1 protein-coding gene is annotated in these 2,427 nt (G+C 62.6%); it reads right to left on the bottom strand.

Features of this window, described 5'->3' with window-relative positions; all coding sequences use genetic code 11:
• On the bottom strand, positions 1 to 2,427 hold a 2,427-nt coding region (locus tag AC07YV_RS29800), incomplete at both ends, for a beta strand repeat-containing protein (protein ID WP_494990400.1).

The following is a 2,427-nucleotide window of genomic DNA, read 5'->3' as shown; positions in this document are numbered from 1 at the left end:
GACCGTCGACGCTCGAGGTGCCCGTCAACACGCTGCCGGTTATGGCCGTGTCTTCAGCGGTGGTCACGCTTTCGCTGGCATCGATAAAACTGTCATCGACCGGGGTGACGTTGATGGTCAAGGTCGAAGTGACGTTGCTGCCGGAACCGTCAGTCACGGTGTAACTCACGGTCGGTACTGTGCCGTTGTAGTTGGCGGCCGGAGTAAAGGTGTAAGCGCCATTGGCCCCGATCACCAGGGTGCCGACGTTGGCGATGGTCGCGGTGCTGCCGGCGGCGTAGGTGGTTTCACCGATGGTGAAGTTGAGCACGCTGACCGGACCGTCGACGCTCGAAGTGCCGGTGAGGACGCTGCCGGTCACGGCGGTGTCTTCAGCGGTGGTCACACTTTCGCTGAGGTCGGTGAAGCTGTCGTCGACCGGGGTGACGTTGATGGTCAGGGTCGAGGTGACATTGCTGCCCGAACCGTCGGTGACGGTGTAGCTCACCGTCGGCACGCTGCCGTTGTAGTTATCGGCCGGGGTGAAGGTGTAAGCGCCGTTGGCGCCGATGACCAGGGTGCCGACATTGGCGATGGTCGCGGTGCTGCCGGCGGCGTAGGTGGTTTCACCGATGGTGAAGTTGAGCACGCTGACCGGGCCATCGACGCTCGAGGTGCCAGTAAGGACGCTGCCGGTCACGGCGGTGTCTTCAGCGGTGGTCACACTTTCGCTGAGGTCGGTGAAGCTGTCATCGACCGGGGTGACGTCGATGTTCAGGGTCGAGGTGACGTTGCTGCCGGAGCCGTCGGTGACGGTGTAGCTGACGGTTGGCACGCTGCCGTTGTAATTGGCGTCCGGGGTGAAGGTGTAAGCGCCGTTGGCCCCGATCACCAGGGTGCCGACGTTGGCGATGGTCGCCGTCTGACCGGCGTTGAAGGTGCCAGTCACACCGTCGATGCTGAAATTAACCACGCTGACCGGGCCATCAACGCTCGAGGTGCCCGTCAACACACTGCCGCTGACGGCGGTGTCTTCCTGGGTGGAGACCGTTTCGCTGAGGTCGGTGAAGCTGTCGTCGACCGGCGTCACGTCGATGTTCAGGGTCGAGGTGACATTGCTGCCCGAGCCATCGGTGACGGTGTAGCTGACGGTCGGCACCGTGCCGTTGTAATTCTCGGCCGGGGTGAAGGTGTAGGCGCCGCTGGCCCCGATCACCAGGGTGCCGACGTTGGCGATGGTCGCGGTGCTGCCGGCGGCGTAGGTGGTTTCACCGATGGTGAAGTTGACCACGCTGACCGGACCATCGACGCTCGAGGTGCCCGTCAACACACTGCCGCTGACGGCGGTGTCTTCAGCGGTGGTTACGTTTTCACTTAGGTCGGTGAAGCTGTCATCAACCGGAGTGACGTCGATGGTCAGGGTCGAGGTGACATTGCTGCCCGAACCGTCAGTGACGGTGTAACTCACGGTCGGCACGCTGCCGTTGTAATTTTCGGCTGGCGTGAAGGTATAAGCGCCATTTGCGCCGATCACCAGAGTACCGACATTGGCGATGGTCGCGGTGCTGCCGGCGGCGTAGGTGGTTTCACCGATGGTGAAGTTGAGCACGCTGACTGGACCGTCGACGCTCGAGGTGCCCGTCAACACGCTGCCGGTTATGGCCGTGTCTTCAGCAGTGGTCACGCTTTCGCTGGCATCGATAAAACTGTCATCGACCGGGGTGACGTTGATGGTCAAGGTCGAAGTGACGTTACTGCCGGAACCGTCAGTCACGGTGTAACTCACGGTCGGTACTGTGCCGTTGTAGTTGGCGTCCGGCGTAAAGGTGTAAGCGCCATTGGCCCCGATCACCAGGGTGCCGACATTGGCGATGGTCGCGGTGCTGCCGGCGGCGTAGGTGGTTTCACCGATGGTGAAGTTGAGCACGCTGACTGGACCGTCGACGCTCGAAGTGCCGGTGAGGACGCTGCCGGTGACGGCGGTGTCTTCTTGAGTGGAGACCGTTTCGCTGAGGTCGGTGAAGCTGTCATCGACCGGGGTCACGTCGATGTTCAGGGTCGAGGTGACGTTGCTGCCGGAGCCGTCGGTGACGGTGTAGCTCACCGTCGGCACCGTGCCGTTGTAATTGGTGGCCGGGGTGAAGGTGTAGGCGCCGCTGGCCCCGATCACCAGGGTGCCGACGTTGGCGATGGTCGCCGTCTGACCGGCGTTGAAGGTGCCAGTAACACCGTCGATGCTGAAATTAACCACGCTGACCGGGCCATCAACGCTCGAGGTGCCCGTCAACACACTGCCGCTGACGGCGGTGTCTTCCTGGGTGGAGACCGTTTCGCTGAGGTCGGAGAAGCTGTCGTCGACCGGCGTCACGTCGATGTTCAGGGTCGAGGTGACATTGCTGCCCGAGCCGTCGGTGACGGTGTAGCTGACGGTCGGCACCGTGCCGTTGT

This window comes from Pseudomonas sp. GW456-E7, from assembly GCF_059424105.1.
Note: the sequence above shows the minus strand (reverse complement) of the source record. Positions and strands in the feature narration are given on the sequence as shown.